This is a genomic window from Chryseobacterium lathyri, assembly GCF_030812195.1.
Classification (GTDB): domain Bacteria; phylum Bacteroidota; class Bacteroidia; order Flavobacteriales; family Weeksellaceae; genus Chryseobacterium; species Chryseobacterium lathyri_A.
The window spans coordinates 1409728-1426825 of sequence record NZ_JAUSSF010000001.1; the positions used below are offsets into that span (position 1 = coordinate 1409728).

General features: G+C 37.0%; 22 protein-coding genes, 1 pseudogene and 1 riboswitch. Of the genes and pseudogenes, 10 read left to right on the forward strand and 13 right to left on the reverse strand.

The window, feature by feature from the left end:
* Positions 1-24: 24 nt before the first annotated feature.
* Positions 25-405, forward strand: coding sequence for a large conductance mechanosensitive channel protein MscL (gene mscL, locus J2T03_RS06315; RefSeq protein ID WP_306845698.1), 381 nt, complete (start codon positions 25-27; stop codon positions 403-405).
* A 234-nt stretch (positions 406-639) separates the two neighbouring features.
* Here the strand turns inward: mscL and J2T03_RS06320 are convergent, their stop codons facing one another.
* Together J2T03_RS06320 and J2T03_RS06325 are read right to left on the reverse strand one after the other, a co-directional pair.
* Positions 640-1599: a D-2-hydroxyacid dehydrogenase gene (locus J2T03_RS06320; RefSeq protein WP_306845697.1), complete on the reverse strand. Its 960-nt coding sequence runs from the start codon at positions 1597-1599 to the stop codon at positions 640-642.
* A 100-nt stretch (positions 1600-1699) separates the two neighbouring features.
* Positions 1700-2104, reverse strand: a complete 405-nt coding sequence (locus J2T03_RS06325; protein WP_306845911.1) for an LNS2 domain-containing protein — start codon at positions 2102-2104, stop codon at positions 1700-1702.
* Between the two features lie 462 nt (positions 2105-2566).
* Here J2T03_RS06325 and idi point away from each other — a divergent pair, with 462 nt between their 5' ends.
* Genes idi through gcvT form a run of 3 tightly spaced genes read left to right on the forward strand, consistent with a single transcriptional unit; the run spans position 2567 to position 4636 of the window.
* Positions 2567-3076 (forward strand): isopentenyl-diphosphate Delta-isomerase, encoded by a 510-nt coding sequence (gene idi / locus J2T03_RS06330; protein ID WP_306845695.1) that lies wholly within the window; start codon positions 2567-2569, stop codon positions 3074-3076.
* A gap of 3 nt (positions 3077-3079) precedes the next feature.
* Positions 3080-3550 carry a hypothetical protein gene (locus tag J2T03_RS06335; protein WP_307210109.1) on the forward strand — a complete coding sequence of 157 codons (471 nt, stop codon included), beginning with the start codon at positions 3080-3082 and terminating at the stop codon, positions 3548-3550.
* A gap of 9 nt (positions 3551-3559) precedes the next feature.
* On the forward strand, positions 3560-4636 hold the full coding sequence (gene gcvT, locus J2T03_RS06340) for a glycine cleavage system aminomethyltransferase GcvT (protein WP_306845692.1): 1077 nt from the start codon (positions 3560-3562) through the stop codon (positions 4634-4636).
* A gap of 59 nt (positions 4637-4695) precedes the next feature.
* Here gcvT and J2T03_RS06345 read toward each other — a convergent pair whose 3' ends face one another.
* Complete coding sequence (locus tag J2T03_RS06345) at positions 4696-4878, reverse strand: hypothetical protein (RefSeq protein WP_306845690.1); 183 nt, start codon at positions 4876-4878, stop codon at positions 4696-4698.
* A gap of 108 nt (positions 4879-4986) precedes the next feature.
* On the opposite strand from J2T03_RS06345, the pseudogene J2T03_RS20545 reads away from it, so the two are divergent.
* Positions 4987-5140: pseudogene (locus J2T03_RS20545) on the forward strand (glycine cleavage T C-terminal barrel domain-containing protein); the annotation flags it as partial.
* A 56-nt stretch (positions 5141-5196) separates the two neighbouring features.
* Here the strand turns inward: J2T03_RS20545 and J2T03_RS06355 are convergent.
* The 4 genes from J2T03_RS06355 to J2T03_RS06370 all read right to left on the reverse strand — a co-directional run bounded on the left by J2T03_RS06355 (position 5197) and on the right by J2T03_RS06370 (position 7267).
* Positions 5197-5379, reverse strand: coding sequence for a hypothetical protein (locus J2T03_RS06355; RefSeq protein ID WP_307210110.1), 183 nt, complete (start codon positions 5377-5379; stop codon positions 5197-5199).
* A 292-nt stretch (positions 5380-5671) separates the two neighbouring features.
* The gene (locus tag J2T03_RS06360) at positions 5672-6166 is read right to left on the reverse strand and encodes a DoxX family protein (RefSeq protein ID WP_307210112.1); all 495 of its coding nucleotides are present in this window, start codon (positions 6164-6166) and stop codon (positions 5672-5674) included.
* Between the two features lie 38 nt (positions 6167-6204).
* Positions 6205-6768 (reverse strand): Crp/Fnr family transcriptional regulator, encoded by a 564-nt coding sequence (locus J2T03_RS06365; protein WP_307210115.1) that lies wholly within the window; start codon positions 6766-6768, stop codon positions 6205-6207.
* A 145-nt stretch (positions 6769-6913) separates the two neighbouring features.
* The gene (locus J2T03_RS06370; protein WP_307210117.1) at positions 6914-7267 is read right to left on the reverse strand and encodes an arsenate reductase family protein; all 354 of its coding nucleotides are present in this window, start codon (positions 7265-7267) and stop codon (positions 6914-6916) included.
* A 121-nt stretch (positions 7268-7388) separates the two neighbouring features.
* Here J2T03_RS06370 and J2T03_RS06375 point away from each other — a divergent pair, with 121 nt between their 5' ends.
* The 5 genes from J2T03_RS06375 (at position 7389) to J2T03_RS06395 (ending at position 12399) form a co-directional block, all read left to right on the forward strand.
* Positions 7389-7856 carry an acyl-CoA thioesterase gene (locus J2T03_RS06375; RefSeq protein WP_306845682.1) on the forward strand — a complete coding sequence of 156 codons (468 nt, stop codon included), beginning with the start codon at positions 7389-7391 and terminating at the stop codon, positions 7854-7856.
* Positions 7857-7859: 3 nt separating this feature from the next.
* Positions 7860-8723, forward strand: a complete 864-nt coding sequence (locus tag J2T03_RS06380; protein WP_307210119.1) for a sugar phosphate isomerase/epimerase family protein — start codon at positions 7860-7862, stop codon at positions 8721-8723.
* Positions 8724-8740: 17 nt separating this feature from the next.
* Positions 8741-8808: riboswitch (Fluoride riboswitch) on the forward strand.
* Between the two features lie 31 nt (positions 8809-8839).
* Positions 8840-10144, forward strand: coding sequence for a voltage-gated chloride channel family protein (locus tag J2T03_RS06385; RefSeq protein WP_307210121.1), 1305 nt, complete (start codon positions 8840-8842; stop codon positions 10142-10144).
* Positions 10145-10285: 141 nt separating this feature from the next.
* Positions 10286-11164: a LysR family transcriptional regulator gene (locus tag J2T03_RS06390; RefSeq protein WP_307210123.1), complete on the forward strand. Its 879-nt coding sequence runs from the start codon at positions 10286-10288 to the stop codon at positions 11162-11164.
* 299 nt (positions 11165-11463) lie between these two features.
* A complete protein-coding gene (locus J2T03_RS06395) occupies positions 11464-12399 on the forward strand; it encodes a YeiH family protein (protein WP_307210125.1) in 936 nt (311 codons plus the stop codon).
* Between the two features lie 177 nt (positions 12400-12576).
* On the opposite strand, the gene J2T03_RS06400 is transcribed toward J2T03_RS06395, so the two are convergent.
* The 6 genes from J2T03_RS06400 to J2T03_RS06425 all read right to left on the reverse strand — a co-directional run bounded on the left by J2T03_RS06400 (position 12577) and on the right by J2T03_RS06425 (position 17094).
* A complete protein-coding gene (locus J2T03_RS06400) occupies positions 12577-12753 on the reverse strand; it encodes a hypothetical protein (RefSeq protein WP_167443716.1) in 177 nt (58 codons plus the stop codon).
* Between the two features lie 307 nt (positions 12754-13060).
* Positions 13061-13246 (reverse strand): hypothetical protein, encoded by a 186-nt coding sequence (locus J2T03_RS06405; RefSeq protein ID WP_306845670.1) that lies wholly within the window; start codon positions 13244-13246, stop codon positions 13061-13063.
* Positions 13247-13390: 144 nt separating this feature from the next.
* Positions 13391-14632, reverse strand: coding sequence for an MFS transporter (locus J2T03_RS06410; RefSeq protein WP_307210127.1), 1242 nt, complete (start codon positions 14630-14632; stop codon positions 13391-13393).
* A 73-nt stretch (positions 14633-14705) separates the two neighbouring features.
* Positions 14706-16274: a ribonuclease Y gene (rny, locus tag J2T03_RS06415; protein WP_306845667.1), complete on the reverse strand. Its 1569-nt coding sequence runs from the start codon at positions 16272-16274 to the stop codon at positions 14706-14708.
* A gap of 230 nt (positions 16275-16504) precedes the next feature.
* On the reverse strand, positions 16505-16792 hold the full coding sequence (locus tag J2T03_RS06420) for a cell division protein ZapA (RefSeq protein ID WP_111957769.1): 288 nt from the start codon (positions 16790-16792) through the stop codon (positions 16505-16507).
* Positions 16792-17094 (reverse strand): hypothetical protein, encoded by a 303-nt coding sequence (locus J2T03_RS06425; RefSeq protein ID WP_306845664.1) that lies wholly within the window; start codon positions 17092-17094, stop codon positions 16792-16794. The genes J2T03_RS06420 and J2T03_RS06425 overlap by 1 nt, the downstream gene beginning before the upstream one ends.
* Between the last annotated feature and the right edge of the window lie 4 nt (positions 17095-17098).

Below are 17098 nucleotides of genomic sequence, written 5' to 3' on the forward strand. Positions count from 1 at the left end.
ATACTAATTAAAAAAATATAAATTATGGGATTTGTTAAAGAATTTAGAGATTTTGCTTTTAAGGGCAATGTACTTGATCTGGCTGTCGGTGTGATCATCGGTGGGGCGTTCGGGAAAATTGTTTCCTCTTTGGTAGAAGATGTCATTACTCCGCTTTTACTGAATCCGGCATTGAAAGCTGCAGGCGCTGAAAACATTTCAAAACTTTCATGGAACGGAGTTACTTACGGTAATTTTATTTCTGCTGTGATCAGCTTTCTTTGTATTGCTCTGGTCTTGTTCTGGATCATTAAGGGTGCTAACAAGATCGTTAAAAGAGAAGAGGCTGCTCCTGCAGGGCCTACTACTGACCAACAGTTGTTGACAGAGATCAGAGATCTTCTTAAAAACAAAAATAATATATAAAACAAAAAGACTGTCTCAAACGGCAGTCTTTTTTGTAATTACTAGTTTTTGGTTTATTCTTTTGTCTTTGAGTAAAATGAACCGAAAATTCAAGAACCTGGGAACTTCCGCTAAAACGAAATCTATGAACGCTCAAGTTTCTCAGGTCATCCATACAACGCTACATTTAGTTTAATGAAAAAAGACCATCTCGGCTAAGAGACGGTCTTCTTTTATTTTTATCCAGTTCCGCAGTTACTGAATCTGTAAGATGCTTGAGATCTGTTCTGCCAGGGAAAGTCCGATCCTGTCCTGAGCCTCCAAAGTAGAAGCACCGGTATGTGGAGTCAGGGATATCTTTGAATGGTTCAATATTTCTTTAGAAGGTGTAGGTTCATTGATGAAAACATCCAGTCCTGCAAATTTCACTTTTCCTGAATCTAATGCAGCAATTAAAGCTGATTCGTCAATAACGCCTCCTCTTGAGCAGTTTACAATGGCAACCCCATCTTTCATGATATCAAACTCACTTTTTCCAATCATATATCCGTCTTTCTGAGCCGGCACATGCAGGGTAATGAAATCTGAATGCTTCAGGACATCCTGAAGTGGTTCAGTTTCTATATCTACATTAATGAACTGGTTGTTGTAGAATTTCACTTTAATACTTGCTTTTCCTACGTTATTATCCGCGGCAATCACTCTCATGCCTAATCCCAGGGCAATTCTGGCAACCTCCTGTCCTATTCTTCCCATACCAACGATACCTATGGTTTTCCCTCTTAATTCGATACCTGCCGTATATGCTTTTTTAAGGCTTGCAAATTCTGTATCTCCTACTAAAGGCATTTTTCTGTTTGAATCCTGAAGGAATCTCGCTCCGGAAAATAAATGGGCAAAAACAAGCTCAGCAACCGATTCTGAAGAAGCAGAAGGAGTATTGATAACATGAATTCCTTTTTCTCTTGCATAATCTACATCAATATTATCCATTCCTACACCGCCTCTTCCGATAATCTCGATAGATGGGCATCCGTCAATAATATCTTTTCTTACCTGTGTAGCACTCCTCACCAATAGGGCACGGATCTTATGCTCATTAATGTAATCCACTAAAAACTCCTGCGGGACTTTTGCAGTGATCACTTCAAAACCTTTCTCAGCCAGAGCATCAATTCCAGATTGATCCAGACCGTCGTTTGCTAAAACTTTCATAAATACAATTGATATTAAAAAGTGAAGAGATTTAAAAATTAAAGAATTTCAGTGTGTACACTTTTTATCATTCAATTTTTAAATCTCTGTATATGTTTTCTTAATCTTCTTTGAAAACTTCAATGGTAACCTGTTTTTCTACAAGATCTGTGAATCTGCCTTTGTATCTTGTAGCTCTTACCAGGTGGTTATCTATCCAGTGATAGTTTCCTCCTCTTGGTTTTCCGCAGAGTACGCTGTGGTATTTGAAGCCATTCTTATCCAGCCAGTCGATGGTAATCTGTTTCAGATTTTCTGTTCTTGAGGTGAAGAAACAGATCTGATGTCCTTCGTCATACCATTTGTTGATGGTTTCAAGTGCATCAGGATAAGGTTCGCAGGTCACCATTCTTTCAGGCTCTTCATTCGGAACATCATCTGTAATGGTACCGTCTATGTCTATTAAGTAATTTTTTACCCCATCCTTAAGAATAGGACTTATGTGTTCAATATATTCTAACTCCATCATTAAAATTTGAAATGCAAAGTTACGGCTTTTATCAGTAAAGACAGTATTAAATTGAGTTCAAGTTAAAATAATACTATAAAAAGTCATATTTAATGAATTATATAAATATTTTATTAGCTATTTTCCCCATTATGATTAAAAATTTTCTTATTTAGTTGTTTTCCAATAATGCTTATCATATTTTGAACTTCGCTGGTAAGATTTTAATTAATGGTTGATGATCCATCATTTAAACTTGTCTTTCAGGCTGATCCGGAGCGTTGAGTAAGAATGCTTCTTTTTGTTAACCACCCCGTCTTTCAAAATTTCATTTTGAAATCCACCCCTCCGGAGGAGGGGAATGTTCAGCCGGAGTTTAACTATAATCTATAATAAATCTCTATTCCCTTTTAATCTCCAAAAATATGATGTTTCTCCAAAAATTTTCAAAATACATTTATTAGGCTTACATTTGTAGAAATGGAAGAATTTGTAGTTTTAGTAAATCCCGAAGATGAAGTTCTGGGCCTTATGGAAAAGCAGCAGGCTCACATCAACGGTCTTCTGCACCGTGCATTTTCTGTGTTTTTGTTCAATAGCAAGGGCGAGATGCTCCTTCAAAAAAGAGCACCGGAAAAATACCATTCCCCCAAACAATGGACCAATGCGGTATGCTCTCATCCAAGAGAAAATGAAACCTATCTTGAAGCGGCCAAACGCAGACTAAGAGAAGAACTCGGAATCGAAACGGAGCTTTCTGAAAAATTCAGTTTTATCTATAAAGCAGATGTAGGAGGCGGACTTTGGGAGCATGAACTCGACCATGTATTTGTAGGAAGTTATGAAGCTGATTTCAATTTAAATCAGAATGAAGTGGAAGAAGTAAGATTCATTTCCATGGAAGATCTTGATAAAGAAATGAAGGAAGCTCCTGAAAATTTTACAGAGTGGTTCAAAATCATCCTTGAAGAATATAAACACCATTTTTAACTGATGAAAAGAATAATACTCGTATCCGCTTTTTTATCGGCAAGTCTGTTTTTTGCCCAAAAAGCAAAAGTTTATGACAGTCCCGGCTACACTATTAATATTCCTGAAGGCTGGAAATCTACCAATGACAGCGATATTGTCAATATTTTTCCCGCCAATGAAATAGGCGCCATTACCATTTCAGAATACCACGATCTGAATCTTCCGAAAGCAGAAATGAAAAAATTCATCCTGGCCCTTTACAAATCTGAAGATCCAGAGAGCAAAATAAAGGAAAGCAAAAGCAGAAAAGGTTACACAGAATATTCTTACGAGTATTTTGATGAAAAAGACAAGCTTTTCTGGATTACCAGGGCTTTTCAGAAGGATAAGGATCTGTACTTGATTTCCATCAACTGTGGCCAGAAGTTCTGGAACGGAAATTATATGAACCTTTTTAACGAAACTTTCAACAGCTTTAAAATAAAGAAATAAAAATTAAATATGAAGAAAACAGCCTTATACGATAAACACGTTTCTTTGGGCGCTAAAATCGTACCTTTTGCAGGTTTTGAAATGCCTGTACAGTATTCTGGTGTAACGGAAGAACATTTTGCAGTGAGAGAGAAAGCAGGATTGTTCGATGTTTCGCACATGGGACAGTTTTTTATTGAAGGACCGGGGTCTAAAGATCTTTTACAGTTTGTTACAACCAACAATGTAGATGCCCTGGAAAACGGAAAAGCTCAATATTCTTGCCTTCCTAATGAAAACGGGGGAATCGTGGACGATCTTATTGTTTACAAAATGGGAGACGACAAATATTTTGTAGTGGTAAACGCATCAAATATCGAGAAGGACTGGGATCATATCTCAAAATACAACACGTTCGGGGCAAAAATGACTAATGCATCTGATGACATGTCATTATTAGCTGTTCAGGGTCCTAAAGCTACGGAGATCTTACAGAAACTTACAGAAACCAATCTTTCTGAGATTCCTTATTACAGCTTTACAGTAGGAAGCGTTGCCGGAGTAAACAATGTGATCATTTCGAATACAGGATATACAGGAAGCGGTGGTTTTGAGATTTATTTCAATAATGAAAACGCTGAACAGCTTTGGGATGCAATCATTAATGCAGGTGAGGCAGAAGGAATTATTCCTGCCGGGCTTGCTGCCAGAGATACTTTAAGACTGGAAAAAGGCTTCTGTCTTTACGGAAATGATATTGATGATACAACTTCTCCTATTGAAGCAGGATTAGGATGGATCACAAAATTCGATAAGGATTTTGTTTCTAAAGATACATTTGCAAAACAAAAAGAAGAAGGTGTTACAAGAAAATTAGTAGGTTTTGAGCTTCAGGATAAAGGCGTTCCAAGGCATGATTACCCTGTAGTTGATGCTGAAGGAAATGTAATCGGAAAAGTAACTTCAGGGACACAGTCGCCAATGAAAAAGATCGGTTTGGGTCTTGCTTATGTAGACAAACCTCATTTTAAACTGGGTTCTGAAATCTTTATTCAGGTAAGAAATAAGAATATTCCTGCAAAAGTAGTGAAAGCTCCTTTCGTATAATCGTTCAAAAAAACATATAAAAATAGGCTGTAATTTGTTTTACAGCCTATTTTTTGTTTTTAATAGCAGATACAGCAAAGGTATCCATCTGTTGTACATAGACCAACTCCAGGATAGCCTGATTCTATTCCGCCAGCAACGCCACATAATGTAGTGCAATTTACAACAGTCTTTATCCCACCATTAATATGTTTCAGTGCCGATCTGTTAAGATTTTTTGTTTTTAAAAAGTCTTTTTTCATGATATTATTTTTTAATGATTATAAATATAAGTATTTAATTATGAATTAATTAAAAATAAATCACAAAATATTGATAAAAAATCTATTTATCAGATAAATAGATATAAAGGAAAGATAACATCCAATATACAGTCTCCAATAAAAAGATTGGTTTAGGTCTGGTTTATGTTGCTAAACCTCAATTCAAACCGGGTTCTGAGATCTTTATTCAGGTAGAAATAAGAATATTCCTGCAAAAGTAGTGAAAGCTCCTTTCGTATAATCGTTCAAAAAAACATAAAAAGCGGCTGTAATTGAATTACAGCCGCTTTTTTATACTTAATAGCAGATACAGCAGAGTATTCTGTCCGGAGTACAGGCATCACCTACTCCCGGTGTATTAGAGATAACGCCTCCTGCCGGTCCACACAATGTATAACAGTTGACAACAGGTCTAATTCCTCCATTAATTTTTTTTAATGTTGATCTATTAAGATTCTTTGTTCGTAAAAAGTTTTTCATGATACTATTTTTTGGTTATTATAAATATAAGTATTTAATAATGAATTTATTAAAAATAAATCACAAAATATTGATAAAAAAAATCTATTTATCAGATAAGTAGATATAAAGGAAACGTGATCGGAAAGGTAACATCCAATACACAGTCTCCAATAAAAAGATCGGTTTAGGTCTGGCTTATGTTGCTACCTCATTTCAAACTGGGTTCTGAGATCTTTATTCAGGTAAGAAATAAGAACAGACTATACAAAATTAGTGAAAGCTCCTTTTGTATAGTCTGTTCTAATGAGTTCTACAAATCAAGGGCTGGCTTTATTTTGTCCGGAATCCGGATGCATGAAAAATATACCCAGGCAATAAAAAACAGCTGTAAAGGAATCCTGTACCATAGATAGTTGGCTCCGTTTCCTGTAAAATCAGCAGTTTTCATATTAACATGCTCAAAGGCAGCATATACATTAGCTGGAAGGATCAAAACAAAAAATAAGATCAGCATCCATCCTGCCGTTTTTTGAAACCCGGGGATCAGTATTGCAACAGCCACTACAATTTCAAAAATACCGGTTATCCAAACCAGTTCCTCTCTGCAGGGTATGAATTCAGGAATCATTAAAGTCATTCCTTTACTGTATACAAAATGAGCAATTCCGGTGGCAACAAGCATAAGCGCCATAGCAATCCGTGCTGAAAGAGCATATTCATACTCTTTACGGATCAGTTTAAAAATGATCATAGATATGATCAGGACAATAGGTAAAATAGCTTCAGGCATTTCTTTTTTATACAAAGTTCCACCATCTGCTTTTACAAAACAATGAACCTAGGTTAAGAAATCTTACGTCTGATTCTGCTGAGTGCCTGAGGTGTAATTCCGATATAAGACGCGATATATTTCAACGGTATATATTTTAGAATATGAGGGCGCTCGGAAAATAAAGCCAGATATCTTTCTTCAGCAGTTTCTGTTAACAGGGATATTTCTCTTTTAAAAATATCAAGATAAAGACCCTCACCGGCAAGTCTTCCAATCCTGTCTCCTACTTCCGTTTTATCATAAATTATATTGAGATCCTGATAGGAAATACGCCAAAGAACAGTTTCTTCAAGTGCCTGAATATGATAACTGCAGTTTTTTTGTGTAAGGAAAGAATCATAAGCACTTACAAATTCGCCAGCAAATGAGAATGAGAAAGTAAAATCGTCTTCACCGGGAATATAAAATCTTACACTGCCTTTTTCTATAAAAGAAAGGTAGTTTTCTTTTACTCCTGCGGTGATCAGATGATCTTTCCTGGAAAACTTCTGTTTTTCAAGTTTTGATGAAAACATTTGCCAATCCTGATCAGACATTGTAACTGATTTCTCAAAATAGGTTCGAATCTGCTCCATAACAAATTAGATAACTGACACAAAATATTTAAAATAAAGGGCATCACCAATTCCTGACTTAGTGGAAATGCCCCCTGATCTGCATAGGACTGCTATTTGGTAAACAAATATATTAAAACAATTAATTATGAATCAATAACTTACACTATTCAATTTCAAAGAATCCCTTTAAAGCTTCAACATTTTTCTTGTCATTCCCAACAAAAATTTCATTGTCGGTAAGAAAAACAGGCCGCTTCAAAAATGTATAATGGTCAAGCAGTAAGTCTTTGAAGTCTTTTTCTTCAAGAGATTTTGTATCCAGGCCTCTTAGCTTAATCTGTGTGGATTTTTTACTGAACAAGGCTTCGTAAGATTTTGTTTTTTTATACATAGCAGCCAGCTCTTCCTTGGTAACCGGTTCTTTTTTGATTTCACGGAGTTCCCAGTCTTTCAGGTCAAACTGTGCCAGGATCTTTCTGCATGTATCACATGTATTGAGATAAAATACTTTCTTCATTGTTACTTTTAAATCTGTTATGGGTTAAATTTCCTTCTTCATTGAAGTTTTACCTTTCAAAAGTAGGATTTAATCTAAAATTCTGGAAATTATTAAATAACTTTATTCAAATTTTATAAAGATGCAGAACAAACCTATTACTTTTCAGTTTATTTCAGAACCTTCGGATGTGAATTATGGAGGAAATGTACATGGAGGAAGCGTTATGAAATGGATTGATCAGGCAGGTTATGCCTGCGCCACTACATGGAGCGGAAATTACTCCGTAACTGTTTATGTGGGCGGGATCCGTTTTTACGAGCCTATCAAGATCGGGGAAGTGGTCAAAGTTGACGCCCAGGTCATTTATACCGGAAAATCGAGCATGCATATTTCCATCAATGTGTTTTCAAGAAATTTAAAACAGCCTACCTTTGATAAGAAGACCCACTGCATTATTGTTTTTGTGGCAGTAGATGAAAACGGTAAAAAGCTCCCTGTCCCAACATGGGTTCCAGAAACCGCAGAGGAAAAACAGCAGGAAGAATACGCAAAACGCCTGATGAACCTGAGAACACAGATTGAAGATGAAATGAAACCTTTTTTATAACCTATGCAAAGAAAAGATTTCATTACACTTTCATCATTCGGATTTCTGGGCTTATGCTCCTGCGGAATTTCCCAACTTAGCCGTAAAAAACCGATGGCCATTCAACTTTATACCATCCGCGACGCTGTTTCGGATAACCTTGAGGAAGCCCTGGAAAAACTGGCTGCTTTGGGCTTTACAGAGCTTGAAATCTATGGATATAATGGAACATTTTTTGGAAAAAGCAGAACTGAATTTCAGACTATTCTTAAACAAACCGGTTTAAAAGTCATTAGCTCGCATCATACTACAGGAACTATTCATAAAGATGAAGGAACTTTGTTGTACGGCTGGGAAAAAGCTGTAGAAGACCTGCATTTTATTGGCTCTAAATATATGGTATGCTCTTATATTTTTCCTGAAGAAAGAACTGTTGAAAACTATAAAAAGCTTCCTGAATTATTTGAAAAATGTGGTGAAGCAACCCAAAAAGCAGGAATTCAGTTTGCTTATCATAACCACGATTTTGAATTTGAAAAAATGGAAGATGATAAAAGTGTTTATGATTTTATTTTAGAAAATACATCTTCAGAACTGGTTAAAATGGAACTGGATTTATACTGGATTTCAAAAGCCGGCCTTGATCCGATGATTTATTTTGAAAAATATCCTGGCCGTTTCCCTCTATGGCACGTAAAAGATATGAAAGCCGGTACAAAAGATTTTACAGAAATCGGAAACGGAACTATTAATTTCAAAAAAATTTTCAGTGCGAAGGAAAAGGCAGGCCTGCAATACTGGTTCCTTGAACAGGACTCCAGCGACAAAGATATTTTTGAAAGCATCCGGATAAGCAAAAAGTACATCCTTGAAAACAGTTTCTTTTGAAATAATACTTATATTTGCAGGATAAAGGAAATGGTGCTCTTCCTTACCCAACCGCTTTACAGAAGCTGATGACGCCTGATTAAGAGATTATTAACCAATAACTTATCAGGATTATTATGTCAAAAAAACAACGAACACTATACAGAAAATCAACTTTTCATACTCAATACTTTTTCAGAAAATATCCTGCCCTGCCCTATATTTCAAAATGGCTTTGTATCAGTATGATCATCGGTGCTTTAGTGGGAACAGCTTCTGCTGGGTTCCTGAAGTCTCTGGAATGGGCTACAAACTTCAGGGAAAGTCATATCTGGTTGATTGCCCTGCTTCCTGTTGCCGGATTTCTTATTGGCCTCCTCTATTATTACTACGGAAAGGATGTGGAAGCAGGAAACAATTTACTGATAGACAATATTCACGATCCGAAAGGGATTATTCCGTTTAAAATGGCTCCTTTTGTATATCTGGGAACTATTGTTACCCATTTCTTCGGTGGTTCTGCCGGCCGGGAAGGAACTGCCCTTCAGATGGCGGGAGCTATAGCAGACCAGCTCAGCCGGCCTTTTAAGCTTAACAGACATGATAGAAAAATCCTTCTCATTGCCGCAATTGCAGCAGGCTTCGGGTCTATTTTCGGGACTCCTCTGGCAGGTGCCGTTTTCGGGCTTGAAGTTTTCTTAATCGGAAAAATACGGTATAATGCTATTTTCCCGGCTTTTGCATCAGCAATTCTTGCAGATCTGGTTACCAGTCTTTGGAATGTGAAACATACCCATTATCATATAGACCTCATCCCAGAACTGGAATTCTTACCTGTTTTATACAGTATACTTGCAGGAATTGCTTTCGGAATCTGCTCTGCTGGCTTTAGCAGAACCATTCATTGGGCAGGTTCAGTTTTTAAATCTAAGATTAAATATCCTCCATTCCGTCCTGTAATCGGGGGAATTATTATTGCTCTGGCTGTTTTTGCCATGGGAACGACAAGATATATCGGATTGGGAATTCCTGTAATTGTGGAATCTTTCGAGAAACAGCTTCCGCTCTATGATTTTGCTTTAAAAATGATCTTTACCATTGTTACTCTTTCTGCAGGCTTTAAAGGCGGTGAAGTAACTCCTTTATTTTTTATCGGCGCCACTCTCGGAAGTGCTCTATCCCTGTTCATCCCTTTACCGTTTGGCCTGCTGGCAGGAATGGGATTTGTCGCTGTATTTGCCGGAGCAACTAACACTCCATTAGCCTGTATGCTGATGGGAATCGAGCTATTCGGCGCAGAAAGCGGTGTTTATATAGCTATTGCATGTGTAGTATCTTATCTGTTTTCCGGGCACCACAGCATTTACGCAAAGCAGAAAATCGGAGAAGCAAAGAACAGAAGATATAGCATTGACCGGGATAAATCTATTTCGGATTTGTAAAGGGTTTGAGATTGGGTTTAAGGTTCAAAAATTTCCCTTTTTCAAAAAAAACTACCATTATAACGCTCAAAATTACAAGACTTCAAACTTAAAAACCCCGTATAATTTCACTAAGTTTGTTATTATAAGTTCACCATAAAAATGTTTGACTACAGATTAAAAGTTTTTCATACAACTGCTTCAAGGCTGAGTTTTACAAAGGCTTCCGAAGAACTTCATATTTCACAGCCGGCCGTGACCAAACACATCAAAGAAATTGAAAGCCAGCTGGGCACAAAACTGTTTGACAGGAAAGGAACTTCCGTACAGCTTACCCAAAGTGGAAAAATTTTGTATGAATATGCAGAAAAGATCCGGAGTATTTACCGCGATCTGGAATTTGAAATTAGTCAAATTAAGGAACAACATAAGGGAAAACTTATAATTGGAGCCAGCACCAGCGTTGCACAGTATGTTTTACCTGAAATACTGGCCAAATTCAACTCTTATTATAAGGATATTAAGATTGAACTGATTGCCCATAATACTGAGATTATTTCCGAGCTGTTGAAGGACGGAAAGATCGACCTTGGAATTATCGAAGGGGAATCCCAGTCATCCTTTTTTGATTACAAAATTTTCAAAGCTGATGAAATTGTCCTTACTGCAAAGACAGAACATCCGTTGGCTCATAAAACTTTAAGTTTAAAAGATCTTTATGATCTGAATCTGATCTTCCGGGAACAGGGATCCGGTACTCAGGAATTCATCCAGAACCGCTTAAAGGAGAAGGGAATCGACATTGAAGAGCTGAATACCGTCATGCACCTTGGGAGTAGTGAAAGTATTAAGAATTACCTTTTACACTCAGATTGTATGGCATTCCTGTCCATCAGTACCATTTTGAACGAACTGAAGAACAATAGCCTTACTATTGTCGATATTAAAAACTTCAGTATTGAAAGAAATTTCCACTTCATCCTTCCAAAAGGTGATCAGTCCGAAATGATAAAGCTTTTTCTGAGATTTGTGAGGAGTTAGGAAGCAGTTGCAGGTTTTAGGGATTAGGATTGGTCGCAGTTTAAGCTACAGTCATTTATTTAGATTTTAGACAGAATATTTAGGTCATGGTGAGTTTTGCTTCGCAAGTGAATGGTGAATTTTAAGTTTTTAGAAAAGAATCAAGATGCCTGATATCAGTCAGCAACTAGACAACACTTTCTCAACCCATTTTTCAAAACCTCTCATAAAACCCATAACCAAAAGTTATCCTTTATAATAAAATACAATTTACTTTGTAATACTATATTTCGGAATTTTGGAGTCTGATTTGAAATTTTATGAAAAGATTCCTCCAAAACGAAAGAATACGAAAAGCTGTATTTATCATACTTGCTGCTATATGCCTTACTTCCTTAACATCTTCTCCCTTAGCTTTGGCGCTAGGTTTTAGCCTTGCTATTTTTATAGGAAATCCGTTTGAGCAGCAACTGCACAAATACATTCATCTTCTTCTTCAGATTTCCATTGTAGGATTGGGGTTCGGGCTTAAACTGGATGAAGCACTTCGGGCAGGAAAAACAGGATTCCTTTTGACTGTTGTGAGCATTCTGACGGTGATGATCCTTGGATATGTCTTGGGAAAAGCATTCAAGCTTGAGAAAAAACTTTCCTACCTGATCTCCGCAGGAACAGCTATCTGTGGTGGAAGTGCCATTGCAGCCATTTCTCCTATCATAAAACCCAACACAAAAGAAATCTCTTTGGGGCTTGCTATTATTTTTACATTGAATTCTGTGGCTTTATTTATTTATCCGGCAATTGGGCATATGTTGCAGCTTTCGCAGGAACAGTTCGGGCTTTGGTGTGCCGTTGGAATCCATGACACAAGTTCTGTGGTAGGCGCAGCCGGAAAGTATGGAAATGAGGCTTTAAAAATCGCAACAACTGTAAAACTGGCACGTGCTTTATGGATCATCCCGGTTTCAGCCGTTACAATGTTTATCTTTAAAAGCAAAGAATCAAAGATAAAAATACCGTGGTTTATAGGCTGGTTTATCCTTGCCATAATATTGAATACCTATTTTCCGGTCTTCGACCTTTTCAGTGGTTTTGTAACTGCTGTAGCTAAATCAGGGCTGAATCTCACTTTATTCTTTATCGGTTCTACTCTATCGATCCAGACTTTAAAAACAATAGGAATTAAGCCATTGACTGCAGCCGTTATTTTATGGATTGTTATTAGTATTGGAAGCCTTATTTATATTATCAGTTAATTAATCAATTGTATAAAGAAGGAATAAATTTATCATTGGTTATAATAAACTTAAAAAGTCAGTACAAATGAATTTTCCCTTTTTTACAACATTAATTTAAAACAAAAACCTTCTGGAAGGTCCAAAAGGCTTTTGCGTATTAAATGTGGAAATGTTTATTTCTTACTGAAATCGTTCTTAAATTTCTGAACCACAGTTATACCCTTGTGTACAAGCAATATGCTGCACACAATACCAAGGTCCGGTTACAGAACCTGAGCAGCTGCATCCGCAAAGTGATAAATCAGGTGTTCCGCTGATTCCTCCAATAATGTTCTTTAGATCTGCTTTTTTTAATTTCTTAGCATTTTTCATAGTGTTAAATGATTTGATTTGAGATTAAACAATATAGTTTAGTTACCTTTCAAAGTTAAACAAATATTAATTATTCGCAACATAATTTAATTAAAATTTTAATAATACGTTGATTTCATTACTTTTATTGTCTTATCAATGGATTAATACCGCTTACCATTTATTAAACAGTTTATTATCCGATCCTTTTTAACTCCTTCAAATAACCGTTCAGGAGAATAACAATAGAATTTTTTTGTTTGAAATTCTTAAGCATTAATAATAAAAAACCTTTCAATTGCTCGAAAGGTTTTACTGGATATTTTCATTAACAGGTTATTACCTGCAGACATTTTTTATACTTTATACAATAAGACGGACCTGTCACCGCACCGGTACAGCTACAGCCACATTGTGAAAGATCCGGAGTGATGGCTCCCCCAACTCCGCCTATAATGTTTTTAAGGTCATCCTTTTTTAACTTTTTTGCTTTTTTAAAAATTTCCTGTGACATGATGTTTTGATTTTAATTAAACAATAGAATTAAACTCCTTACTTTCAAAATTAAACAATTAATGATTATTTAAGGCATAATAAAATGTTAATTTAACCATTTCCTTATACTTAAACAGAAATCGCTTCCTGCCAAACCTGTACATTATTCAATAAACTCCAGGTCTTTATCGTGCGTTTCTGAAATGGTCAGCGATGAATAAAAGGCTAATCCAAATACAACAATTCCTACAATTGCTGCACTCATAATGACCGTGAAATTATTTTTCAAAAGATCAAATGCCAGGATCATCACAGGTACTAAACCTCTTACCATATTGGGAACGGTAGTGGTTGCTGTATTTCTGATGTTGGTGCCGAACTGCTCTGCCGCAAGCGTTACGAACATAGCCCAATAGCCAGTACCCAGACCCAGCCAAACGCAGAACATATAATATTTTGTTTCTGTATTGGTATTTCCGAACAGCATAACAGCCACCCCTAGTATGGTGAAGAGCAGCATATAAAAAATAGCCATTTTACGGGATTTTAAAGCGTGGGAAATAAAGCCACTCATCAGATCGCCAACAGAGATCCCTATATAAGCCCACATAATGGCTTTTCCGGGATTCAGATCCTTTATCCCTAATTCAGGGGCAAATTGATTCGCTAAAACCGCCAGAATACCTATACAGTACCATGTAGGCAGGCCTACTGCTATACATTTGAGATATCTGGTCAAACGTTCTTTGTTAGTAAAAAAAGAAAGAAAATTTCCTTTAGAGACATTTTTATGTTCTATATTTTTATAAATACCCGATTCTGAAACACTTACCCTGAGTATTAACAACATAACACCCATAATTCCGCCGATGATGTATGAAATATTCCATCCTCCGGCCAGTTCTACGGTAAGTTGTGCCACTACTGCTCCCATTAATCCGAAACCGGCTACTACGGAAGTTCCTATGGCTCGCAGGCTCTTCGGCAGGCTTTCAGAAACCAGGGTAATTCCGGCTCCGAGCTCCCCGGCCAGTCCTATCCCTGCAATAAACCTTAAGCCCGCGTATTGATACACGAGATGCTCTTTGGGGAAATAGGGTAAAAAACCACAGGCTATGTTGGCAAGGGAATACACTAAGATGGACCCGAAAAGTACGGACAGTCTTCCTTTTTTATCTCCAAAAATACCCCAGAAAACCCCGCCTATAAGAAGACCTACCATCTGGCAGTTCAGGATAAGGGTTCCATCGGCATCAGGATTAAGGCCTAAAGCTTTTAAACTAGGAATTCTTACAATACCGAATAAAAGCAGGTCATAGATATCTACAAAATAGCCCAGGGCAGAAATAATAACGGGGATTGAAAAGATGTACTTCAGTTTTGAAGACAAAGACAGTTCTTGCATTTTTAAGTTTTGATAAAAATAAAAAACCTTTCAATCTCTTGAAAGGTTTTTATAAAATATCTTGATCGTGTTATTATCTTGCAATATTCACGGCTCTTGTTTCTCTGATTACCGTTACTTTTACCTGTCCCGGATAGGTCAGCTCGTTTTGGATTTTTTCAGAGATGTCATAAGACAGCTGGTTCGCCACTTCGTCACTTACTTTTCCGCTTTCTACCATTACCCTCAGTTCTCTACCGGCCTGAATCGCGTATGCACTGGAAACTCCGTCGAAGCTTAACGCTGCAGATTCAAGATCTTTCAGTCTCTGGATGTAAGATTCCAGAACCTGTCTTCTTGCTCCTGGTCTTGCCCCGGAGATAGCATCGGCAACCTGAATGATTGGTGATAACAGGGATTTCATTTCAATTTCGTCGTGGTGAGCTCCGATTGCGTTAACAACTTCTGCGTTTTCACCATATTTTTCAGCCCACTGCATTCCTAGTAAAGCGTGAGGAAGCTCAGATTCCTGCTCAGGTACTTTACCGATATCGTGTAAAAGACCTGCTCTTTTGGCTAATTTTACGTTTAACCCTAATTCTGCAGCCATTGTTGCCGCAATATTCGCTACTTCTCTTGAGTGCTGTAATAGGTTTTGTCCGTAAGAAGAACGGTATTTCATTCTACCTACGATTTTGATCAGTTCCGGGTGCAATCCGTGGATTCCAAGATCAATGATTGTTCTTTTTCCTACTTCGATAATTTCTTCTTCAATCTGTTTTCTTGTCTTTTCTACTACTTCCTCGATTCTTGCCGGGTGAATTCTTCCATCCGTTACCAATCTGTGAAGGGACAATCTTGCAATTTCTCTTCTCACCGGATCAAAGCATGAAAGAAGAATAGCTTCCGGGGTATCATCTACGATAATTTCAACACCTGTCACCGCTTCTAAAGCGCGGATATTTCTACCTTCTCTACCAATAATTCTTCCTTTTACCTCATCAGATTCAATATTGAAAACCGATACTGAATTTTCGATCGCCTGCTCGGTTCCGATTCTCTGGATGGTCTGGATAACAATCTTTCTTGCTTCGTTCTTAGCATTCAGCTGTGCTTCTTCCATGATGCCCTGTACGTGTGCCTGAGCTCTTGTTTTAGCTTCTGCTTTCATGGTTTCCACCAATTCTGCTTTAGCTTCTTCTGCCGTATAATTAGCGATTTTTTCAAGGATCTCTACTTTCTTGGTGGTAGCCACATCCAGCTCCTGCTGTTTTCTTTCTAAGATCTCGTTTTTCTTCGCATAATCTGCAATCTGCTTGTCAAGGTCTTTTTCAAGTTTTCCGGTCTTGCTAAGCTCATCATTAAGCTTATGTTCTTTGTCTTTAATTCTTTTTTCAATCTCCTGCATTTTTTTCTCACGGGACTGTATGTCTGCATCGTGCTGGGATTTCAGTTCCAAAAATTTTTCTTTGGCCTGTAGATTCTTTTCTTTCTTTATGGATTCAGCTTGAACATTTGCTTTTTCTATAAGGTTTTCGGCATTTTTCTTTGCATCATCTACAATAAATTTTGCTTTGGTATTCAGTGAGCTCTTAGAGAAAAGAATCCCTAGCACTGCTCCTACAACTAAGCAAATAACGCCGACTATAATGGCTGTTGTCATAATATATATTGAGTTTTAATTGTCTTACACTTATCTAAATAAAAAAAAACCTACAACAATTCAGGGATTGAGAGTAAACTCCTAATCAACACGATTTGAACTGATTTCCTCTGTCTGTAATCCGGGAGACCCGGCACGCCATTCAGCGGACATTTGCTCGGTAATTGTTTAGCGTTGAGTTTACCTTAAATGTGTTAGAATTATTGTAGGCAGTCTGATGGGAAAAAAATCTATTTCCCAATTTCATTCAACGACTGATTAATCTGTACTAATCTTTCGTTGGTAGAATTTATATTTTTTTCGTAGTTAAGAGAAACTACTTCAGCATTGGTTCCCAGTTTCAGGGCACACATAGCCAAAGCATCCTGTTTGTCTCTTACATCGAAGTTCTGTTCAAAATCTTTAATCATACTTTCAATCTGCTTTCCTACTTTACGCAGAGTTTCTTCCTCTGCGGCCGGTACGTTCAGCGGATATACCCTTCCTGCAATGTTGATGGTTATTCTTCTTACATCCATTATAATCCACTGTTTTGAAGCTGTGCAATACAGAAATCAATTTCTTTGACCAATCTGTTGATATGGTTTTTCATTAATCTGTTGTGTTCAGGATTCCCTGATATTGCTGAATAAAGTTTTATATTTTTTTGTTCTTCTGCTAATACCTGATTTCTTCTTCTTTCCTCATCATATTTCGTTTTCAGCGCTTCATGCTCAACAGTTAATTCAGATAGTCTTTCAGTAAGATTTTTATAATTCTTTTGTAAAAGCAAAATCTTTTTCTCTAATTCTGAAAAATTATTTTCTAAATCTTGAAGCATTTCA

Coding starts and splice junctions, on each gene's coding strand:
- J2T03_RS06385 (WP_307210121.1), top strand. CDS start 8,840: ATGTCAAAAAAACAACGAACACTATACAGAAAATCAACTTTTCATACT.
- J2T03_RS06370 (WP_307210117.1), bottom strand. CDS start 7,267: ATGAAGAAAGTATTTTATCTCAATACATGTGATACATGCAGAAAGATC.
- J2T03_RS06320 (WP_306845697.1), bottom strand. CDS start 1,599: ATGAAAGTTTTAGCAAACGACGGTCTGGATCAATCTGGAATTGATGCT.
- J2T03_RS06355 (WP_307210110.1), bottom strand. CDS start 5,379: ATGAAAAACTTTTTACGAACAAAGAATCTTAATAGATCAACATTAAAA.
- J2T03_RS06345 (WP_306845690.1), bottom strand. CDS start 4,878: ATGAAAAAAGACTTTTTAAAAACAAAAAATCTTAACAGATCGGCACTG.
- J2T03_RS06380 (WP_307210119.1), top strand. CDS start 7,860: ATGCAAAGAAAAGATTTCATTACACTTTCATCATTCGGATTTCTGGGC.
- gcvT (WP_306845692.1), top strand. CDS start 3,560: ATGAAGAAAACAGCCTTATACGATAAACACGTTTCTTTGGGCGCTAAA.
- J2T03_RS06410 (WP_307210127.1), bottom strand. CDS start 14,632: ATGCAAGAACTGTCTTTGTCTTCAAAACTGAAGTACATCTTTTCAATC.
- J2T03_RS06325 (WP_306845911.1), bottom strand. CDS start 2,104: ATGGAGTTAGAATATATTGAACACATAAGTCCTATTCTTAAGGATGGG.
- J2T03_RS06425 (WP_306845664.1), bottom strand. CDS start 17,094: ATGCTTCAAGATTTAGAAAATAATTTTTCAGAATTAGAGAAAAAGATT.
- J2T03_RS06335 (WP_307210109.1), top strand. CDS start 3,080: ATGAAAAGAATAATACTCGTATCCGCTTTTTTATCGGCAAGTCTGTTT.
- J2T03_RS06375 (WP_306845682.1), top strand. CDS start 7,389: ATGCAGAACAAACCTATTACTTTTCAGTTTATTTCAGAACCTTCGGAT.
- J2T03_RS06395 (WP_307210125.1), top strand. CDS start 11,464: ATGAAAAGATTCCTCCAAAACGAAAGAATACGAAAAGCTGTATTTATC.
- J2T03_RS06390 (WP_307210123.1), top strand. CDS start 10,286: ATGTTTGACTACAGATTAAAAGTTTTTCATACAACTGCTTCAAGGCTG.
- J2T03_RS06420 (WP_111957769.1), bottom strand. CDS start 16,792: ATGGATGTAAGAAGAATAACCATCAACATTGCAGGAAGGGTATATCCG.
- rny (WP_306845667.1), bottom strand. CDS start 16,274: ATGACAACAGCCATTATAGTCGGCGTTATTTGCTTAGTTGTAGGAGCA.
- mscL (WP_306845698.1), top strand. CDS start 25: ATGGGATTTGTTAAAGAATTTAGAGATTTTGCTTTTAAGGGCAATGTA.
- J2T03_RS06365 (WP_307210115.1), bottom strand. CDS start 6,768: ATGGAGCAGATTCGAACCTATTTTGAGAAATCAGTTACAATGTCTGAT.
- idi (WP_306845695.1), top strand. CDS start 2,567: ATGGAAGAATTTGTAGTTTTAGTAAATCCCGAAGATGAAGTTCTGGGC.
- J2T03_RS06405 (WP_306845670.1), bottom strand. CDS start 13,246: ATGTCACAGGAAATTTTTAAAAAAGCAAAAAAGTTAAAAAAGGATGAC.
- J2T03_RS06400 (WP_167443716.1), bottom strand. CDS start 12,753: ATGAAAAATGCTAAGAAATTAAAAAAAGCAGATCTAAAGAACATTATT.